16 protein-coding genes are annotated in these 18990 nt (G+C 43.0%); 9 read left to right on the forward strand and 7 right to left on the reverse strand.

Annotation, left to right across the window (positions count from 1 at the left end):
- Positions 1 to 137: 137 nt before the first annotated feature.
- From dnm_RS28640 to dnm_RS28665, 6 genes are all read right to left on the reverse strand, one after another.
- A complete protein-coding gene (locus tag dnm_RS28640; RefSeq protein ID WP_207680277.1) occupies positions 138 to 512 on the reverse strand; it encodes a type II toxin-antitoxin system VapC family toxin in 375 nt (124 codons plus the stop codon).
- Positions 473 to 688: a hypothetical protein gene (locus tag dnm_RS28645; RefSeq protein WP_207680278.1), complete on the reverse strand. Its 216-nt coding sequence runs from the start codon at positions 686 to 688 to the stop codon at positions 473 to 475. Before dnm_RS28645 ends, dnm_RS28640 begins: the two co-directional genes overlap by 40 nt.
- Before the next feature lie 143 nt (positions 689 to 831).
- Positions 832 to 1239, reverse strand: coding sequence for a hypothetical protein (locus dnm_RS28650; protein ID WP_207680279.1), 408 nt, complete (start codon positions 1237 to 1239; stop codon positions 832 to 834).
- 822 nt (positions 1240 to 2061) lie between these two features.
- Positions 2062 to 2730, reverse strand: a complete 669-nt coding sequence (locus dnm_RS28655) for a TIGR00153 family protein (protein ID WP_207680280.1) — start codon at positions 2728 to 2730, stop codon at positions 2062 to 2064.
- Between the two features lie 13 nt (positions 2731 to 2743).
- Positions 2744 to 3970 (reverse strand): inorganic phosphate transporter, encoded by a 1227-nt coding sequence (locus dnm_RS28660; RefSeq protein WP_207680281.1) that lies wholly within the window; start codon positions 3968 to 3970, stop codon positions 2744 to 2746.
- A 618-nt stretch (positions 3971 to 4588) separates the two neighbouring features.
- Positions 4589 to 6022, reverse strand: a complete 1434-nt coding sequence (locus dnm_RS28665) for a M48 family metallopeptidase (RefSeq protein ID WP_207680282.1) — start codon at positions 6020 to 6022, stop codon at positions 4589 to 4591.
- Positions 6023 to 6896: 874 nt separating this feature from the next.
- On the opposite strand from dnm_RS28665, the gene dnm_RS28670 reads away from it, so the two are divergent.
- From dnm_RS28670 to dnm_RS28705, 8 genes are all read left to right on the forward strand, one after another.
- Complete coding sequence (locus tag dnm_RS28670) at positions 6897 to 7043, forward strand: hypothetical protein (protein WP_207680283.1); 147 nt, start codon at positions 6897 to 6899, stop codon at positions 7041 to 7043.
- Positions 7044 to 7062: 19 nt separating this feature from the next.
- Positions 7063 to 7224, forward strand: coding sequence for a hypothetical protein (locus tag dnm_RS28675; RefSeq protein WP_207680284.1), 162 nt, complete (start codon positions 7063 to 7065; stop codon positions 7222 to 7224).
- Between the two features lie 3 nt (positions 7225 to 7227).
- Positions 7228 to 8142: an AAA family ATPase gene (locus tag dnm_RS28680; protein WP_207680285.1), complete on the forward strand. Its 915-nt coding sequence runs from the start codon at positions 7228 to 7230 to the stop codon at positions 8140 to 8142.
- Positions 8139 to 9107, forward strand: a complete 969-nt coding sequence (locus dnm_RS28685; RefSeq protein WP_207680286.1) for a DUF58 domain-containing protein — start codon at positions 8139 to 8141, stop codon at positions 9105 to 9107. The genes dnm_RS28680 and dnm_RS28685 overlap by 4 nt, the downstream gene beginning before the upstream one ends.
- Positions 9104 to 11053 (forward strand): transglutaminase TgpA family protein, encoded by a 1950-nt coding sequence (locus dnm_RS28690; protein ID WP_207680287.1) that lies wholly within the window; start codon positions 9104 to 9106, stop codon positions 11051 to 11053. The genes dnm_RS28685 and dnm_RS28690 overlap by 4 nt, the downstream gene beginning before the upstream one ends.
- A gap of 228 nt (positions 11054 to 11281) precedes the next feature.
- Positions 11282 to 12298 (forward strand): hypothetical protein, encoded by a 1017-nt coding sequence (locus tag dnm_RS28695; RefSeq protein ID WP_207680288.1) that lies wholly within the window; start codon positions 11282 to 11284, stop codon positions 12296 to 12298.
- A gap of 138 nt (positions 12299 to 12436) precedes the next feature.
- The gene (cbiB, locus tag dnm_RS28700) at positions 12437 to 13393 is read left to right on the forward strand and encodes an adenosylcobinamide-phosphate synthase CbiB (protein WP_207680289.1); all 957 of its coding nucleotides are present in this window, start codon (positions 12437 to 12439) and stop codon (positions 13391 to 13393) included.
- Positions 13394 to 13395: 2 nt separating this feature from the next.
- Positions 13396 to 14955, forward strand: coding sequence for a cobyric acid synthase (locus dnm_RS28705; protein WP_207680290.1), 1560 nt, complete (start codon positions 13396 to 13398; stop codon positions 14953 to 14955).
- A gap of 37 nt (positions 14956 to 14992) precedes the next feature.
- Here dnm_RS28705 and dnm_RS28710 read toward each other — a convergent pair whose 3' ends face one another.
- On the reverse strand, positions 14993 to 15790 hold the full coding sequence (locus dnm_RS28710; protein ID WP_207680291.1) for a hypothetical protein: 798 nt from the start codon (positions 15788 to 15790) through the stop codon (positions 14993 to 14995).
- Between the two features lie 394 nt (positions 15791 to 16184).
- Here dnm_RS28710 and dnm_RS28715 point away from each other — a divergent pair, with 394 nt between their 5' ends.
- On the forward strand, positions 16185 to 18635 hold the full coding sequence (locus dnm_RS28715) for a sensor histidine kinase (RefSeq protein ID WP_207680292.1): 2451 nt from the start codon (positions 16185 to 16187) through the stop codon (positions 18633 to 18635).
- Positions 18636 to 18990 lie beyond the last annotated feature (355 nt).

Genomic DNA, 18990 nt, shown 5'->3' on the forward strand with positions numbered 1-18990 from the left:
TTATTTAAAAAATTTAACAACGAATTTAAGTTACATTGATTTGGTATTTCACCGGAAATATTCATATCACAGAGTTCATCCCCGGGTCGGGTTCGGCGATGCGATTCATAACCGATGCGCCCCGCTCATATCATCTGCTATCTTTTCAGCAATATTCTGAATCCTGCCTGCTCAAAATGATGATCTGTTGTGAACAGTTCAGTAATTCCAATATCTTTTGATACAATCATACTGATACAGTCCACAAGACCCCATTCTTTGTCCCTCACCTGTCTGAATTTCCGAAACCCTCTTTCCATAAGTGTCTCATCCGTGCTGACACATCGCCATTTTTTTGAATTTCTGACAGCTTCGATCATTTTTACGGCGACAGGTCTCAGACTTACCGCACTGAAGGCATTTCCGAATTCGAGCAGAACTGCGTCCGTTGTCACAAAGTTTCTCCGGGACTGTCTCAGTTCTTTCCTTATTTTTAAAGCCTGTGAATGAAAGACATCTCTTCTGTTTCCCATGGCAATAAGGGCTGACGTGTCAACAAAAACCAGTTACATAAGCGTTTCGGGGTTCCGTACAGATAATGATCGTGATTTTCGGCAAAATCTTCAATACCTGTGTCAACAGCAATTTCCTCAATATCAAGACTGTCCCACGGATCATCATGTGCGGACGTTTTTTTTTTCGATTTCACAGGATATGCCTTCCCTCACAAAAATTTCTTCTATTTCCGTAATCAGCCGTAAAATCTTTTCATTCGGAAGTAAGCTGGATACATTTATTGTCAGTTGCATTTTTTTACCGTTTCTTACTTTTTTTACAAGGCATCCCCTGAAATCAGCAGACACCCTGTGGAGGTGGGGTAAGGGGTTCAAGATCAACCATATAAGAATTGGTATATTCACCGAATCTGACAATCGTCGCGTCCAGAGAATAATAAAAAGGATAGGAAGATTGAAGTGCCAAAAACAGATTATCAGATGAAACTGTTTTTGACTCTGTCACAGGTTTGATATGTTCTTTCAAACCTGCCACAATATGTAATGCAGAAAGTGTTTTTTGCATGGTGGTTGTAAATGCCGCAGGCTGCTCAACCGTAAGGGCAACATCCTTTACCAGCAGAATAGCGTCCTGCAAATCTACTCTTCTGTCTCTGCTTGCATCCTCAGGGCTGAAAAATGGCAGCCCCGACACAACCAGCATACTGATGAGGATCACACTGAAAACGTGTTTGGTCTTTTGCATACGCCTGTCAACCACCTGTTCTATTGCCCGGCACAGAATTGCATTCTTTCAATGCTGTGATATAATAATACCCAAATCATACAAAAATCTTTCAAAAAAATCAGCCAGCATACGCACTTCAGATTCTAAAAATTATACCACTTTGTCTTCAAAATGCAAGAAAAATTTATCCTGTTCTTATTTTTTATGTTCAAGATCATCAGGCGTACCACATCTCATACACCTTAAAATATAATAATAAATTTAAGGCTGATTTGTTACTAACAAATTATCTCAATGTCAAGAATAAAAAAGCTCGTTGATTTTTTATCTTCACAAATTTTTTATTTTACCGTGAAAATACATTTTGAAAAGCCGGGTTTTTTTCTGAAAATATTTTTATGACCGGGGGCGAAAAAACCCGGCTTTTTCATGAGCGTTTATTAAATAATAATCAAAGTAGCAGCTACAGGGATTTTGTATAAGAAGCGGATGATAACAAATGATTTTTTTTCCCTTTCTTATCCCTTTTCCCTGTACTTTTTTGTGCTCTTTTTATAATCTCCCCACAGGGATTTTGTATAAGAAGCAGATGATAAGGGATTTCCCCAAAAATAAAATACCCGGTGCAGGGTGGGTGGAGCGAAGCGCAACCCACCGCACAAGGTGGGTTGCGCTTCGCTCCACCCACCCTACGTTTTTTGTATCGGGTATATTATTTATTTCGATTTCCCTAATAAAGGGATCAACCCCTCTTCATCACAAATTACAAGTGACAAATCACAAATCACAAATCACGTCAATGGGGTAAAAAAAGTATTTACAGGGTGAAAAAAGCGAATTTTATTTAGCAAGCATGGCTCTCATCATATCCCCGGCATTTTCAGCATAATCTGCCACAGCGCCCAATGTTTCAGCCAGTCTGACCATATGGAATATGGTGACAGGATCCTGAATCACAGAAAAAATTTTTCTTTTCAAAGCATCCTCCAAGATATCTGCTTCATGTTCCAGATTCCGAAGATTTTGGATAATATCCTTTACCCGTTTTCGTTGTTGTTCTGAATACGTTCTGAAATACTTTCTTGCCTCAGCCACCATTGTGTTTAATTCCTCAATTGGCTGAACAATCGCATCAATCATCAGAAGAAAATCTTTTTCAAGTGATTCCGGGATTCCGGGTTCGGGTCTGTAAGAAATCCAGTCGAGGGTTTCCTTCACTGCGTCAAGGACATGATCCTGTTCTCTTAAATATCTGAATAACTGAAATTTATCCACGGGCATCAGGGTTCCTTTTGGAAGATGGCCGCGTATGCGTCGTTTAATGACATCAGCCTCATTTTCCAGTTTTCTGACTTCCTGTCTGAACTCCTCATATGATGAGCATTTGCTTGAAATATGACATTCAACAGCCTGCTGAAATGCCCACACACATTCCTTTACTTTTTCCGCATGTTCCTGAAGGCCGTCAAATGGGGATGTTATAAACAAAGATAAAAATGGAAAGCGCATACAAACTCCTTAATTATAAAAACAACAGAAGTATTTTGAATATAGCCATAGAGGTTATGGCGGAAGCAGGCACTGTCAGCACCCAGTAAAGCATTATCTTAAATATAATCCTGAAATTAACCGCTTCCACTCCCCGTGCCAGCCCTACGCCCAGGACCCCGCCCACAGCAGCATGGGTTGTGGATACGGGCAGCCCCAGTTTGGAGGCCACAAGCACAGTTGTCGCGGCAGCAAAATCAACAGAAAAACCGCGTGTATTGCTAAGCGTGGTTATTTTTGTACCAATGGTATCCATAACACGATATCCGCACATGGAAACTCCGCAGGCAATTCCCAGACCCCCAAACAGAAGGAGATACACAGGTACGGATACTGTGCCTTCCACACTCCCGGTTTTTACCATGAAATAAATGATCGCAAGCGGACCAATGGCGTTTGCAACATCGTTCGCCCCTTGGGACAGCGCAACATAACAGGAGGTTCCGATCTGGATACGCCTGAATATCTCTTCAGTGCCATTATGTCCCTTGTCCTTTAAAAACCGCTTTAAAAGTTCTTTTCCCACAAGCCCCAGACTGACAGATAAAATCAGAGCGATAAGCAAAGCCACCGGCGTTGACACTGCCAAGGTTTTTCCCAGAGGGGTTTTGAACAGAAATGAAAGCACTACAATAAAAAATGTAAGCCCCATAAAAAAAGGGGAAAGTTCCAATCCCCGGGCAAATGAATCCTCCTTGGAAAGTATCAGTTTTACAATCGTCTTTAACATTAAAAATGCAATGACAAGGCTGAAAACCGGGGAAATGATCCAGCTCATCACAACAGCAAGAAGATTTTTCCAGTTAATGACAGAAAATCCCCCGGCCATGATTCCGAAACCGATCATTGCGCCGACAATCGAATGTGTTGTTGAAACTGGCAACGACTTCCAGGTCGAAAAACTGACCCACAAAGAAGCCGCAAGAAGCGCGGAAAGCCCTCCGATAAGAACCAGGTGGGGATCTTGAAAAATCTCAGTCGAAACAATTCCTTTACGAATTGTGTTCGTAACATGAGAACCGATAAACGTAGCGCCGACGATATTCAGAATACCTGCAATAAATACGGCCTGCCGAAGGGTAATCGCCTTTGCGCCGACAGCCGAAGCCATGGAATTGGCAACATCATTGGCCCCGATGTTCCAGGACATATAAAAACCAAGAATATAGCCAGTAATCAGAATGTAATATTCTATGGACATTTTTCCTTTAATTTAAATAAGATAAAATTTTCTTCCTGTTTCAGATTAAATTCCCCACAAGATTTGATTTGTCGGGTGGCACTCAGATTTAACATGCAGTTATCAATTCCTATAAATATTGTAAAGAAGAAACTTGATCAATTTAATGTATGCCCATTTTGCCATATTCAGCAGATCGAAAAATTTCCGGGCTGTGGACGGGACCCCAAAGAAACCCGGCTTTTTTCCCGGACGAACTGTCTCCCCGGCCCGAAAAGCCGGGTTTCTCCCCATATGCATCAGGCTAAGATTACAACCTACTGTTTTTATTAACTCTGATTTTGCCGGACGGGGTTTGCAACCCCGTCCGGAATATTTTCCGGATCGCCGCCCGCAAACGTTTCGGACGGGGTTGCAAACCCCGTCCGGCAGCCGTCCCGCATTCTTAGCCTGATGCATATGGGGTTTCTCCCCCCTTTTACACATCCGAAAAAATCAGCCACAAAGCCACAAAGAGACTTCGTGAAACTTCGTGCCTTCGTGCCTTTGTGGCTTTGTGGCGAAAAAAACGGATATCTCCCCGCCTCTTACACATAAAACCTGTCCTTGTGTAAAAGGTGGGACATATCCAAAAATAAATTAAAAATGCTTTGACGGAGTACGCTTCTTTTCTCTTACCCGGTATTTTCTGATTTCCCTCAGCATTTCCTCAAGTTCGAGCTTTTTATCCGGATCAGAAGTAAGGTTCAGAGATTTTTTCAAATGAAACTCGGCGTTTTTCCACTTTTCAGCATTTTTATAATAAATTCCGAGGTAATAATGGGCCTCCTTTAATTTTCCCTGTTTGCCGTAAGCTTCCCCGAGGAAATAAAATGCCTGTTTATAATCCGGGTGTTTTTCCACAAGCGTCTCAAACGTGGATGCGGCCTTTTCAAATGTATTCAGTTCCATCTGAGTTCGCCCGAGAAAAAAAAGTCCCTCAGCATTAAAAGGTTCGATGCTGACAGAACCTTCCAGAGCTTTTAATGCTTCCGGATAGTTGCCATCAAGCAAATAGGCTCTGCCAAGGTCTTTTAAAATATACGGGTCAAACATCCTTTTTTCCAAAGCTTTTTTAAAATGAACGATTGCATCTTTACGGTTGCCTGTTCTTTCCAGAATCAGCCCGTACCCATAACGCGCCAGCGGATCACGGGGATATTTGCGGACCCCAACCTCAAATCTTTCTAATGCTTTGTTTCTATTTCCATACACAGCGACAAGCCGGGTATGCGCCCTTCTGAACGCCGAATTCCGAATTTCCAGTTTCGAGTTTCCAGTTTCAAGTTTCAAATTTCCACTAATATAGCCAATGCGCTCTTCCACAGCAGGATGGGTCATAAGGTATGTGGGAATTACGTCTGACCCGAACCATTGTTTATTCCTGATTTTTTTCAGAACAGTCAGCAAGCCTGCCGCACTGTATCCTGTGCGGGCCAGATATTTCAGTCCGAGCTGGTCCGCCTGTCTTTCATCGTCACGGCTGTAGGCAAGAGACAGGGACTGACCTGCGGCCACAGTTCCCACACTCACGGCATTGGCTGCCGCGCCTGCTCCGCCGATCCCCAGAAATATACCTGCGGCAATACCCGCAAGCGTTGCCAGCCCGATTTTTGATGAACGTTCAATTTTTTGGGACACATGGCGGCAAACCACATGCGCGATTTCATGGGCAAGAATTCCTGCAAGTTCCTCCTCAGTTTCCATGTCCTCAAAAAGTCCGCTGTATATAAAGATATGACCGGCCGGTGTTGCAAATGCATTATAATTATCTTCTTTTATAACATAAAAATGATATTTAAACGGCTGGGCAGGAAGCGATGAAACAATTTTCTGGCCGACGTTGTTCACATAATCCGTAATCGGGGGATCTTTAATTAATTTAAGATGTTTAAAAACAACTTTCATGAATTCACGGGAAAGTTCTTCTTCTTCTCTGATGGTGATACATAAGGCATTTTTTGGGAAAAATATATGAGCAGTGAGCATGACAGCAATATAAATGATAAATAATTTTCTGACAGACTCTTTCATAAAGCACCTCTTTTAGCGTGAAAATACATTTTGAAAAGCCGGGTTTTTTATCTGAAAATATTTTCATAACCAGGGGCGAAAAACCCGGCTTTTTCATGAATGTTTATATGAAAGTCCGGAGTGCAAAAATTAAGCGAAGCGGTTTTTTGCAGAAACTTTCATGCCTCGTTGTGACCGGCAGATCATGGCCGTTTATATGAAAGTGTTAGGTGTTAAGTGTTAAGTGTTAGGAAAAACAGCAAAATTTTCATCATTCGTTGTGACCGGCAGATCATGGCCGTTTATTTGAATTTGAAAATTTCCTTTATGCCAAGGATATTTAAAAATAGCCGAAAAAAGATTGTGTTGTCAAATTCTAATTTACGCGATGTGCAACCTGTAATGCCACGAAGACACAAAGGCACGAAGTTCCGCGAAGGCGATTTGTGCTCCTTTGTGCCTCCGTGTCTTTGTGGCATTTGTTTGTCCGTGATCTCCCCGGTTAAAAAAAAGTTGCACCTGGCGTTAATTTATAACTTATTGAAAAGACAGAGGGGCATATTTAAAAATTCGAATATGCCATTTCTCTGGGCAGTTCAGTACCATCCCTGATGCAAAGTATTTTTTCGTTGAACTTATCAGGTCTCCCGGTTTCTTCTTTTGTAAGGATAAAACTAAGTTTTGACATGCAAGCGTTTCCATGTTAATTTTCTTTGCAACAGACGTTATCAGCAGATGGGTCACACCCAGCCTCGTTCCTATGTTCGCGTGCGAATGCCTTCACGCTTCGCGTCCAGGACGAAATCAGGACGCGAAGCGTCCGTCCTGCATTCCCACGCAAAGCGTGGGAACGAGATTGCCGAAAATTTTTTTTAATCTTTGGGAAAGATAAGCCATGAATCCGAAGTTTAGCCTCGTTCCCATGCTTCGCGTGGGAATGCCTTCGGGACGCTTCGCGTCCCGGACAAAATCAGGACGCGAAGCGTCCGTGCTGCATTCCCACGCAAAGCGTGGGAACGAGGTTTCTGGAAATTTTTTTTAATCTTTGGGAAAGATAAGCCATGAATCCGAAGTTTAGCCTCGTTCCCATGCTTCGCGTGGGAATGCCTTCGGGACGCTTCGCGTCCCGGACAAAATCAGGACGCGAAGCGTCCGTCCTGCGTTCCCACGCAAAGCGTGGGAACGAGATTGCCGGAATTTTTTTTAATCTTTGGGAAAGATAAGCCATGAATCCGAAGTTTCTGAGTATTGTTGAACAAATCAGCAGTGTTATTTTAGGTAAGGAAGAGCAAATCAAACTGGCCCTGACCTGTTTGTTTGCCAAAGGACATCTGCTCATCGAAGACATTCCCGGAATTGGCAAAACCACTCTGGCCAAGGTGCTGTCCAAATGTCTGGGGCTTGATTTCCGCCGCGTGCAATTTACAAGCGACATGCTTCCCGGTGATATCCTGGGCATTTCGGTTTTTGAACAAAAAAGCAGTTCCTTTGTGTTTCATCCCGGGCCGGTATTTACCCAGGTACTTCTCGCGGATGAAATTAACCGGGCAACCCCCAAGACCCAGAGCGCGCTGCTTGAAGCCATGGAGGAACAGCAGGTCACAATTGAAGATAAGACACGACGTCTGAAAAGCCCTTTTTTCGTCATTGCCACTCAGAATCCCTTTGAACATTCCGGTACTTTTCCCCTTCCGGAATCCCAGCTGGACCGTTTTCTCATGCGTATTGAGCTTGGCTATCCCGGGAGAGAGGCAGAAAAAGAACTTCTGAAAGGAGGGGGAAGCCAGAACTTTTTTTCTGATATGGATTCCTGCCTCATAGCTGACGATGTTCTGACGATCCAGGAAAAAATCACCCGGATTCATATTTCAGACGCCCTTTTGGAATATCTTCAGGATATCCTTGATTTTACACGCACATCTTCTTATTTCTACACAGGACTCTCTCCGCGAGCCGGTCTTGCCCTTTTGCGGGCAGTCCGGTCCTGGGCGTTTCTCCATGGCAGGGATTATGCCCTGCCCGAAGACCTTCAAAAAATCCTGCCCTGGGTGGTCGGACACAGGCTCCGCGCCAAAGAAGATTTTGGGGAATTCTCCCGGGACAGACTTAACGCGCTTTTAACGGAGGTCCCGATTCCATGATGAAACGTTTTTTCTTGAAAAAATTCTTCTGGAAGACAACCCCCTCGCCCCGGGCTTTGAGAAAAAAAATATATATCCTTCCGACCCGCTACGGTTTGCTGTTTCTCATCATTCTGGTGGCCATGCTTGCGGGATCCGCAAACTATAATAACAACCTCGGATTTTTACTGACCTTTCTTTTGGGGAGCATGGCTTTCATCTCTGTTTTGCATACGTTCAGAAACATTTCCGGAATTCAGATTGTATCTGTCAGAACAAAACCCGTTTTTGCCAATCAGAAAGCGGTTTTTGAATTTATTGTTCGTATGGGAGCCACCCCTCAGTTGGCGATTTCATTCAGGTTTCCCGGGGGAGAAACCACCCGGGGGGATATCTTGCCGGATAAAGGCAATTCAGTCAGAGATAATTTGGTCAGCGTCCGGGTCATGGCCGAACAAAGGGGGATATTCAGGCCCGGGCCTTTGCACATTTCCACTGAATATCCCCTGGGACTTTTCCGTTCATGGTACAGACTTTATCTTGATCTGGAATGTACTGTTTATCCGCGTCCCTTCTCCGGCTTCTTCGATCCTGTGAACGCAGATTCCTCAGCATACGACAATGACACAGAAAACGAGGCAGGTCCGGGAGTTGATGATTTTAAAGGACTGAAGGCTTATCAGCCAGGGGATCCGCTTCAGCACATTTCCTGGAAAGCCTTTTCCCGGGGCCAGGGACTCCTTACCAAAGAATTTGTCACACACTCCGGTTCATCTGTTGTTTTGGACTGGTATGCGCTTAAAGACTCGGATACAGAACGAAAATTATCCAAGCTCTGCGATATGGTTCTGAAAGCAAACCGCCTCAATTTGGAGTACGAACTCAGACTGCCGGGAAAAACCATCGGACCGGACAAAGGCGAAGCTCATAAGCATAATTGCTTAAAATCAATGGCAATTTTCGCCTTGCCCCCGGAGGATGTATGAAAACATCCGACAGGTATGTTCCGCCGATTCTTATGACGCTTTTTGTGGCAATGGTCCCTTTTGTATTTCGACTTCCGTTTTGGATCATTTTGTGGTGTCTTTTTCTCTGGGGCTATATATTACTGACAGTGAAATACGCATGGCCCTGGCCCAAAAAGCAGATTCGTCTGCTGCTGACGCTCTGCGGCTTTGCCGGTGTTCTGCTGGACGCGGGCTATGTCTTTGGCGGGGATGCATATGTGGGCGTGTTGTCCGTCATGGCAGGTCTGAAGCCCCTGGAGATGCGGTCCCACCGGGACAGAATGATCACCGTTTTCATTGCTTATTTTATCATCATCACTGGTTTGTTTGAGTCTGAATCTTTGGCAATAACCATCTATATGTTTTTGTCTGTTTTTGTCACCACAGCAGTTTTGATCCATATCAACCATCCCGGGGGACAGCTAAAAGCAAAATTACGTTTATCCGCTCTGATTATAATGCAGGCGATCCCCCTGATGATCGTGCTTTTTTTTCTTTTTCCGAGAATTCACGGCAGCTTGTGGGGAATTCCGATACAAGGCAGTGGCAAAACAGGTTTTACAGACAGCCTGAGTCCGGGAAACATATCTGATCTTGTCCGCAGTCATAAAACAGCGTTCAGAGCGGAATTCGAAGAAAGTATTCCTGAACGTTATCTCCTCTATTGGCGGGGTATTGTGTTTGAATATTTCGACGGAATGCGTTGGCATCAGGGGAAAAAAATTCCGACAGCCGCCGGCCCCGAACACGGCAAAGGTCCTGTCGGATACAGCATTACCCTGGAACCTCATCATCAGAAATGGCTCTTTGCCCTGGATATGCCCCTTTCCCCCCCTCCCATTGGAAGAATGCTCCATGATTATACCCTGGTGTCAATACGCAAGGTCAGACAAAAAATTCGTTATCAGCTTAAATCCTATACCAGTTATAACACTGCATCGGATACCACATGGAAACATCAAGTTATGGAACTTCCTGACCGGGGAAATCCCAAAGCCAGGGAACTGGCTCAGAAATGGGCTGATGACACGGATAATGCCTGGCAAATCATTGACTCGGCCCTCACATTCTTCAGGAAAAACAAATTCATTTATACCCTCCGACCGCCGCTTCTCAGAAAAGATTCCATTGATGATTTCTTATTCAGAACCCAAAAAGGGTATTGTGAGCATTACGCGTCCGCGTTTGTTTTTCTTATGCGCGCTGCAAATATTCCGTCCCGAATCGTGGGCGGATATCTCGGGGGACAGGTAAATCCATATGGAAACTATCTCATTGTCCGGCAATCCGATGCACATGCCTGGGCCGAGGTCTGGCTTGACAAAAAAGGATGGGTAAGAGTTGATCCCACATCAGCCGTGGCCCCGGAAAGAATCGAAAGCGGCATTGAAGAAGTGCTTTCCCTTGAAGAAATTCCTGATTTTCTGTCACTAAAGCAGCTCGGCCCTTTTGCAGAATACTGGAAAAAAATTCAACTCGGATGGGATGTTGTGAATACCCAGTGGGATATATGGTTTGTCGGGTATTCATCTGATCAGCAGAAAACTTTGCTATCAAAAATCGGAATAAAAAACGGTCACTGGAAAGGACCCGTAAAATGGATTCTTTTATCCGTGGGGATGATAAGTGTTTTTGTTTTTCTGTTTTCAATACGGATACTTAAAAAACCTTCTGCAAAAAAAGACCTTGTTCAGCAATTCTATAATGAATTTTGTGAAAAATTTGCCCGGGTCGGCATTCCCAGAAGACCGGATCAGGGGCCTTCGGATTATGCGAAAATGATAGGGACGCTGAGACAGGACCTGAAAGCAAGTGTTAATGAAATTACCGAACTTTATATTTCACTTCGATATGGGCACGGAGGAGAGCCGGACGACCTGAAACGGTTTAAATCTCTGGTTAAAAAAATCAGAATTGAAAATTGAAAATTGAAAATTGAAAATTGAAAATTAATCTTTGCAGATGTCAGTATATAATGAAAATTGATAGCATTAATACTTGAATATGTTAAAAGTATGTTTATTGTTTTTAAATTATGTTAAATCAATAGGTCACGATCTTTGAAATGATCTGAATCTGTTTGTAAATCCACCGGGACTCAGGATTGCCGAACGCGTCGGCAAACAGCCTTCACTCTGTCCGTCCTTATACATATGTGTAATATTTTTGTCGGGAATAAAACATATTTACCATTACAATATATTGAAAAATCTACTAAAAATTTCATATTATTCAAAGAAATATGCTTCATCGTTTTTTTTTGCTTCATTACCGCGTTCAGTTACCCGGGAGTCTGTGAAGCGACTCAGGATCAGACAAAAGGCTCCCGGGTAAAAGATATTCTGGATACTGCCCATGCTTATGTTTCTACGAAGATAAACGATATCGCATACGACATTGACACTTTTTTTATTGACGAACGAATTGATGAAGAATTAAAAAACAGTCGTCTTCGTATCCGACTCGGGGCCCGGTTCACCGAAGGCAGGGACAGCCGTATGTGGCAGCGGGTGAGATTGAATATAAAGCTTCCTCAGACAAACCGCCGTCTGCAACTGGTGGCTGATGGCCTCTTCCAAGATGACAATGTCAAAGAATCTCAAAAAATATCAGATACAGATAACAGCTTTGACACGGCCTTGCGCCTTGTGCTCAGAGAGACGAAAGCTGACCGGCTTCAGTTCAGCGCGGGCCTCAAGTTCAGACCGGAACCGGATCCTTATTTGAGAATTCGGTGGCGGGGTATCATCCCAGTGAAAGAATGGGTTATTTCTCCGACCCAGTTTTTCATTTGGAGAAATCAGGATAAATTTTCTGAAACCACGCGTTTGGATATCGAACAAAGATTGCCTGAAAACGCTTTGTTTCGAATGAGAGGAGAAGTAACGTGGTCAGAGTTCGATTCAGAGATCCTTTTCAGGAGTTCAATATCCTATTCCCAGACGCTTTCTGATTTGCTCGGGTTCGGATTTAGCCTAAGCGCGGAGGGAAATATCCGGCCTCTGCCGGCCATGGAAAACTACCGAATGAGCTTCAGATACCGGCAGGCTGTATATCAAGATTGGCTGTTTCTCCAATTGGAACCAGCGGTTAATTTTTTTCGGGATGATGATTATACGTTGTCACCTGGTATCAGCATTCAGTTAGAGGGTATTTTTGGCGGAGATTGAAACTTGAAACTTGAAACTTGAAACTTGAAACTTGAAATTTGAAACTTGAAATTTGAAATTTGAAACTGGAAACTGGAAACTGGAAACTGGAAACTTGAAACTGGAAACTTGAAATTTGAAACTTGAAACTTGAAAAATATGGATACAATTTTATGGTTAGTGCCTCTGGCTTTTATGCTTGATTTGTTTTTAGGTGATCCGGTCTATTCTTTTCATCCGATAAGAATTATCGGTAATGGAATTATCACACCAATAGAAAAAATGCTTCGATCCTTCAGATTTGACGGCAGGGGCGGCGGTTTTATTCTTATGATCGCCACGCTTTCAATTTCTGCGGGAACCATTCTTGTCTTAAATAATTATCTTAAACAATATACGGTTATTTTTTTCATTGTTAACCTTTATTTTATCTATTCCTGCATTGCGGTCAAGGATCTTCGGAACCATGTCGGAAAAGTAATGGAAGCTCTTGAACAGGATCATATTGAAAACGCGAGAGAATATCTGAGCGCGATTGTGGGGCGCGAAACCGAACATCTTGATGCGGAAGGCATTGCCAGGGCATGCGTGGAAACATTGGCAGAAAATTTTTCAGACGGTATTATTGCGCCGCTGTTTTATGCGTTTATCGGCGGCGCTCCGTTTGCCATCTTTTACAAAGCCGCTAACACCATGGATTCCATGGTGGGCTATAAGAATGAGCGTTACAAAAATTTTGGTTATTTTCCAGCCAAATTTGACGACGTTATGAACTGGATTCCCGCGAGGCTGTCGCTGTTTCTTGTCATGCTGGCGGGAAAAAAATATTCCCAGAACTGGGGCAATGCCTGGACAGCGGCCCTCCGTGACAAACACAATCACACTTCCCCTAATGCAGCGTATCCTGAAGCGGCTATGGCAGGCGTCCTGAATCTGCGGCTTGGCGGTCCCAATTTTTATCACGGACAGCGGCTTGAAAAACCTTATATAAACAAGAGCGGAAATCCGGTTACGCTGAAACATATCCGGGCAGCGTGGAATGTCACGTTTGCTTCGGCAATCATTGCGCTGATTGTATTTTCAGGTGTGCGGATGCTTTTATTAAATTGGATATGAATATGAAAAAAAAATCAAATATCATATTTCTCGGGACCGGATCAGATGTCGGTAAAAGTGTGACAGCAACCGCGTTTTGCCGGATACTGAAACATCGCGGATATCGCGTGGCTCCGTTTAAAGCCCAGAATATGTCAAACAACTCTTTTGTAACCCTTGAAGGCGGTGAAATCGGCCGCGCCCAGGTGACACAGGCGGAAGCCTGCGGCCTTGCCCCGTCAGTGCATATGAATCCTGTGCTGTTGAAACCCAACAGCGATATGGGATCCCAGGTGGTGCTTCAGGGTCAGGTCTATGGAAATATGGCTGCCAGGGATTATTACGGCCTGAAGTCAGAGATTAAAAGCAAAGTCAGGGAAAGTTATCAGAAACTCGAACAGGAATATGATACCATTGTCATGGAAGGCGCGGGATCCTGCTGCGAGGTCAATCTCAGAGAGCATGATATCGTTAATTTTGAAATGGCGCTGTCGGTCGGAGCGCCGGTGGTGCTGGTTGCTGACATAGACAAAGGCGGGGTATTTGCCCAGATTATCGGCGCTCTGGAAATTATTTCCCCTGAAGAGCGTAATCTTGTTGCAGGATTCATCATAAACAAATTCCGGGGAGACCCCGGTCTGTTTAAAACAGGAATTGAGTATATCGAACAGCGAACCGGCAAACCGGTTTTCGGACTTGTGCCGGTTTTCACGGATTTCAAAATAGATGCCGAAGACAGCATGTCACTGGAAAAAACAATAGCTTCTCATTCCCATGCCAGAGCATCGGAACGAGAAAGCCCCAAATCCGACCAGTGTATTCATATCGCTGTTGTGAGACTGCCGCATGTTTCCAATTTTACTGATCTTGAAGTGCTTGAAAATGAACCGGAAGTCATGATCACCTGGCTAAAAACGCCGGACCAGCTTGAGAAATACGATGTCATTATTCTGCCGGGAAGCAAAAGTACGGTAAGTGATATGACGTGGCTGCATGAACGCGGATGGGTAACACCTGTAAAAAAATTTGCAGACAGGGATAACAAACTGGTTGTGGGACTTTGCGGCGGCTTTCAGATGCTCGGAATAGAAATAGGCGATCCCCACGAAATCGAGGGAAGGACGAAAAAAACACAAGGACTGGGTCTGCTCAATGTTTTCACAGAAATAGAAAAAACCAAAGTTGTCAGGCGTTCTGTTGGTCAGGATAAATTATTCGGTGTCAAAGTCTGCGGCTATGAGATACATATGGGACGGACGAAATTATCCTCTTCTTCCCGAACAGAAGGCCGAGAAGCAGATAAAAATTTTTTGGAACTGGAAACCGGCCCGGACGGTGCCATCAATTCCCGGGGAAATGTCTTCGGAACTTACCTGCACGGGCTTTTCGATTCAGGCGCATTCCGTAAAAAATTTCTTGAGCATGTTGCCAAAGAAAAAGGAATATTGTTTGACAATGCCATTGAAAGAAGGGATTACTGGGCTGAAAAAGACAAAAACTATGATCAGCTTGCCGAACATTTCTCAAAATATGTTGATGTGGAACATATCATAAGAATAATGGAAAAGAGAATTGATAATTGATAATTGATAATTGCCAATTGATATTTGATATTTGAGCCTAATTCCTGATTCCTAATTCCCAAGTTCCTGATTGTAGCAGGTTATTTTTCAAAAAGGCCATAAGAAATCGGTAAGATGTTTCAATGGCATACAGGCGAAAATGGTCATCTTTTTCATCATCTGTGTGATCTGTTACTGTTTTGACAATCAGACATGAATCTGCCTTTTCAACGTTGGCTGTTTCAAAAATTTTTCGGATGTGCCTGTTCATCAGAGGAAACAGTTCCGGATTTTCTTCCGTGTGTGTTTCAGTTCCCATCGGAGTGATGTGAACCGTTGGCTTATCAGACACCGCTGTAATCATAGCCGGTCGTCTGCTTTTTATCGTGCGTACCCAGTCCGAAGAAAAATTTTGGGCATTTTGAATCCATAACGAATTAAAATTACAATTAGTTATCTCATTAAAAGCGTCTTCTTTTTTTGCCCCTCCTTCATGAAAAGCTTTTATTTTTCCCGCATCATAATGAAACATGCGTTCAGCAACAACCACATCTCCCAAAGCCATTTTACCCTGCCGCCCCGGACAAACACCAACCATTGAAATCCAGCGCGGCTTTAGCTCGTTCATTAAACGACATGTGTCGTCTGAAGCAGAAGTTTTTTCCATATCAATGGGCTGCATAACTGCAAATGAAAATCCGTTTCCCATATTCCCATTAACATTTCGGGTGTAATAGGCAACTCCTTTACTGTCTTCCTGATCCTGCCAGTCTGGTTCTGCTTCAAGAATAATTTCAAGTTCATCCCTGAGCGTAGTGATTAGCAACACGTCAACCTGAGAATCTCTTTTAAGCATTTTTAATCCCTTTCCCCTATAGTTAAAATTATTTGAACTTTGAGAATATTCTTTGCCTATGGTTATGTGAAATGTTGCGGACGGGGTTGCAAACCCCGTCCGGCTAAACATTTTTAATCCCTCTCCTTATAGTTAAAGTTATTTGAACTTTAAGAATATTCGGAACATCTAAAAATATTTGTTTCATAAAACAAGGAGGTATACAAATCAATAAGGTAAAGACAGTATTCAGCGGTAGGAAAATCCTACTTTCAGATAAGGGAAAGGGGTTGTTTCTTTGTTACAATTCTGTTAAAGAAAAAGAATTTCGGAAAAAATAGTATATAACAATTTTAAATAATTAATAATAAATAGCATTAGCTGATATTAATCCGCCTGAAAAAAAGGAACAGTTATGAAATCATTCTCCAAACTATTTGATTACAGTAAAAGTATGACAGCAAAAATCCTCTTACTGAATCTGATAATTTTCATTGTGTTTGGAATCATTATAGGCGTCATGGTCCTGGCCTTTCGCGATATAGGCGAACTCACGGATAAAATTATTGACAGAGAGGCCAGACAGATTATCCATAATGCGGGAATGGCAAGAGAAATTTCAGGCGTTTTTGACAGAGCCAACATGCTGATCGGGACATTTTACAAAAATGAAGCACTCTTGAAAACCAACGGAGATATTCTTTTAAATGAAACAGAGCGTCTCTCAAGCCAAAAAATGGATGAAAAATTGAAAAAATCGCTCACAGATTTTAAAACCCGGCTGGAACTTTTTTTAAAACAATGTGCGCGGATTAACGATATTTCCAAACATGTTCATTTGATTAACGACGATCTCACTAACAGCCTTGCTAAAATGGATAATATAATTTCCGAGAAGATCATTTTGCTTATCACGGAGGAAAAAGACGTGTCTGATCTTAGGCAACTGAGCATTCTGATTCCCTCATACAGAGAATATCTGCTTAAAGTGAATCTTCAGTTTGCAGCGCTGGAAACGCTGCGTTCTGAGAAAAACGCAGAGACGATCTGTGCCTTATTGGCGGAACTGCATCTCAGACTCAGAACGCTTCTCACATTCGATCCTCAGGTCCTGAGCTGCAAAAATAATTTACTCAACGGTGTTTCAGAATATGAGAAATACATTGCAGTTTTTAATGATGCCGTCACTGAATTTCATATCCGTCTGACTGAACTGAACAGAGGGAAACAACAGATTATCGGTGTCATGGAGAACTTAAATAAAGAAATCATAAACAAATTTCATCATATTCATGAAAAAACGAAAAAAGTAATGCGATCTTCCATGTATTTTGTTTATATTTTGTCCGGCACCGTTATTATTCTGTTCGGCGTACTTACCTATATCTTTTTTCTGCTGAATATCCGAAAACCCATGGAATTAATTTGCCAGGAACTGGAATCCGTGGGAAACGGAGATTTTGACGCCCGGATCCGGCTTGAAAGAGTTGATGAGTGGAGTGTGATTGAACAATCTCTTAACAAAATGGTGTCGGAGATATGGGACTCTTATTCCGAGCTTTACCTCAAAAATGAACAACTGCAAAAAATGCACAAGGAATTAGAAGCCACGGCAACATATCTGGAGGCCGAGGTCGCAGAGCGTAAGCGGACAGAGAAAAAACTATGGAAAAGTCAGCAATACATAAAAAATATCATTGATTTTATGCCTTCAGCCATGATCGGAGTGGATAACGAAGGCCGAGTCACCCATTGGAACATGGCCGCGGAAAAAGTGGTCGGCATCAGCGCTGAAGAGGCTCAGAACAAATTTGTCACAGATGTTTATCCCGAGCTGGATCCTCAGATGAATCGCATCCGCAGGTCACTGACAGATCTCAGGCCGTTAAAAGCTGAAAAACAGATCCGGCTCAGGCAAGATGAAATCTGCTACGATGATATTATGATCTATCCGCTGGCTGCTGACGGTGAGGAAGGAGCGGTCATTCGGATAGATGATGTCACTTCACGGGTACGGATTGAGGAGATGATGATTCAGACCGAAAAAATGATGTCCGTAGGCGGACTGGCCGCGGGCATGGCCCATGAAATCAATAACCCCCTGGGGGTGATCCTTCAGGGTACACAGAATACATTTCGCCGCCTCTCCCCGGAACTTGAGGTAAACCTGAAAGTTGCCAGAGAATGCGGAACAGATTTGGAAACCATTCGTTCTTATTTAAAAAAGCGTAGTATTTTAAGATATATGAACGGAATAAAAGACGCGGGCACACGGGCAGCCAAAATTGTGACCAACATGCTCAACTTCAGCCGCCAAAGCGAGGCAAATATGGTTCCGACGAATATTAACAAACTGCTCGACAATACCATAGAACTCGCTGCAAATGATTATGATCTCAAAAAAAAATATGATTTCAGATATATTGTGATCATAAGGGATTATGCTCATCAGCTGACAGAGGTTCCCTGCATTGTCACAGAAATCGAACAGGTTATCCTCAACCTGTTGAGAAATTCCGCTCAGGCCATGGCTGAGATAAAAGAAAGAAAAAACACTTCCAAAATTATTTTACGAACAAAAAGGGAAGCAGAGCATGTGCAAATTGAAATCCAGGATAACGGTCCCGGAATGGATGAAAAAATCCGCACCCGTATTTTTGAACCGTTCTTTACCACAAAAACTGTCGGGCTCGGCACAGGTCTGGGGCTTTCTGTTTCATACTTTATTATTACCAAGAATCATAGGGGAACCATGTCTGTTGAATCCGAACCCGGGAGAGGAGCTAAATTTATCATTCGTCTGCCGCTGACAAGGACACCGCCTAATGAGCGGATTTATCGTTCCTATTCCCCCGGAAATATTTGAACCACACGTCCCCGCATACGGATGGTAAAAAAGCAATCCACTGTCAGATGGAAGAATATCCGTTATAATCAGAAAATCAGCGCAAAATCTGTGTTATCTGCGTTAATCTGTGGTTCAAATCCTTTTAGGTTGATTTTTATTTGATAAATTCCATGTGCTTAAAATTTTTCTGGACATTTTTTTTGAATATCTGATATATGACGGATATAGCTGTTTATATTCAAAGCGTTATTTTCCTGCCCAGGTTTTTCATATTTTCTGGAAAAGGAGGCTGACGAGTCAGATATCATCAGTTCTGCTGTTACAGACACAATCGTGATACTCATATATTGCTTTTTATATGAAAGTGATTCAG

It is taken from the genome of Desulfonema magnum, assembly GCF_017377395.1.
Lineage (GTDB): Bacteria > Desulfobacterota > Desulfobacteria > Desulfobacterales > 4be13 > Desulfonema_C > Desulfonema_C magnum.